The organism is Caballeronia sp. dw_19 (genome assembly GCF_018449515.1).
Lineage (GTDB): Bacteria > Pseudomonadota > Gammaproteobacteria > Burkholderiales > Burkholderiaceae > Caballeronia.
The window spans coordinates 1-1,036 of record NZ_JAAVUQ010000102.1 but is presented as its reverse complement, the minus strand read 5'-3'; the positions used below and the strand labels follow the sequence as shown (position 1 = coordinate 1,036).

The window sequence follows — 1,036 nt, the reverse complement described above, 5'->3', positions numbered from 1 at the left end:
GACCAACGCGGCGGGCACGACGGGCGCGGCATCGGATGCGGTCGCGTTCACGTTCATGCCTGTGGCAACGGTACCGGTCATTACGCTTCTGCATGAATACAACGGTTCGGTCGACGTCAAGTCCGTACCGAGCGGCAGCACGACGCCGTACACGAGCAACGTTATCTATGGAACGGCGCACTACGGCGACACGATCTCCGTATACGACGGCGCGACCCTGTTAGGTTCGGTCGGTGTGTCAGTAGACGGCTCATGGTGGATCGGGTCGGCCATCACCTGGGCAAGCGGTGTGCACACCATCACCGCTACGGCCAAGACCACCACCGGTCTGACGAGCACGGTATCAAACACGTTCACTTTTACGGTGAACACCAGCACGCCGGCGACGCCGGCAGCACCGACCTTCACGGACGACAGCGGCAACGCGATTGCAGCGGGCGGCGCGACGGCCGACCCGCATCCGCACATCAACGGCAAGGGCACGGCAGGCGACATCATCACGGTGTCCGACAACGGCGTCGTTATTGGTTCGACCACGGTTGCGAACGACGGTACATGGTCGTTCACGCCGTCAACGGATATGGCCAACGGCTCGAACAGCATCACGGTGATTGAAACGAACCCGGCGGGCACGCCGAGCGCGAGTTCCACGCCTGTCATCGTGGTGGTGGACACCACTACGCCGGCAAAACCGTCGACGCCGGTTCTGACAGACGACAGCAACGCATCAATTCCTGCGGGCAGCACGACAGCCGACGGCCATCCGCACATCAGCGGCACGGGCACGGCGGGCGCTACGGTCAAGGTCTATGACAGTTCGACCCTGATCGGCTCGGCGGTGGTTGACGTCACCGGCAAGTGGAGCTTCACGCCGTCAACGGATATGGCCAGCGGCGCGCACAGCATCACGGCCACGCAAACCAACGCGGCTGGCACGACGGGCGCGGCATCGGCCGCAATCGCGTTCACGTTCACGCCTGTAGCCGGGGCGCCGGTGATCACGAATGTGCTTGATACAGTGGGCACGAGCCCGACG

1 protein-coding gene is annotated in these 1,036 nt (G+C 63.7%); it reads left to right on the top strand.

The genetic code is table 11. The annotated features are described in order from the left end of the window. Nucleotides 1-1,036: Ig-like domain-containing protein (locus HB376_RS40580; RefSeq protein WP_255631901.1), on the top strand; the 1,036-nt coding region annotated here is incomplete at both ends.